This is a genomic window from Streptomyces flaveolus, assembly GCF_014648815.1.
Taxonomy (GTDB): domain Bacteria; phylum Actinomycetota; class Actinomycetes; order Streptomycetales; family Streptomycetaceae; genus Streptomyces; species Streptomyces flaveolus.
The window spans coordinates 1-680 of record NZ_BMRV01000047.1; the positions used below are offsets into that span (position 1 = coordinate 1).

Here is a 680-nt window from a genome sequence, read left to right on the forward strand (position 1 = left end):
CGCTGCTCCGGCCAGTGCTCGGGCGACCGGGCGTCGAGTCTCGGGCAGTACGGCGAACGTGAGGGCATCCTCGAGGGTCGATAGGTGCGCGGACATCTGGTCAACGAGACTCGCGGCACCCAGCTGCCGGTCCATGGTTCGAAGCAGCTCCGTCTGGTCCATGAACGTTTCGACCATCGTCAGGCTGACGCTGCGGGCCGCGTCGATACGGCTCATGAGTTCGTCGTATCCGTCAGTTGCGGGGCTGGTGGAAGACTCCTCCGTCCTGCCGGTCAGTTCGTCATCTGTGACGCCGAGCAGGGCGCGGAGGATTTTCGCGTAACGCGCGGAGATGGGCCGGCGGCCGTTCTCCCACTCCGAGACGTACACCTTGAGACTCGCGGACGAAGCAACGGTGAGCATGTGCCGGCGTGCATGGCGCTCGATCTCGTGAACAAGGCGTTCCTGTGACCATTCCCGCGCGCTTCTTGCTGCCCTGAGTCCGTTCATCACCTAGTGCCGTCCTGCGTATGGGTGTTGAGCCGTAACAGCAGCATGCCTCACATCAATGCAGGTCGGGAGGGGTTAACCAGTCTCCTGTTAACCCCTGTTGGCTACCGAGGCGTTGGCGTGGGCGCTTCCCTAGAACTGTCGCGGCCACGGGAGTTGAGCAACCCCGAGCCGCGACAGCGGTTGACAAC

Annotated in this window: 1 pseudogene; it reads right to left on the reverse strand. The window is 63.5% G+C overall.

The annotated features are described in order from the left end of the window. Positions 1-402: pseudogene (locus IEZ05_RS36130) on the reverse strand (XRE family transcriptional regulator); the annotation flags it as partial. Positions 403-680: the final 278 nt, after the last annotated feature.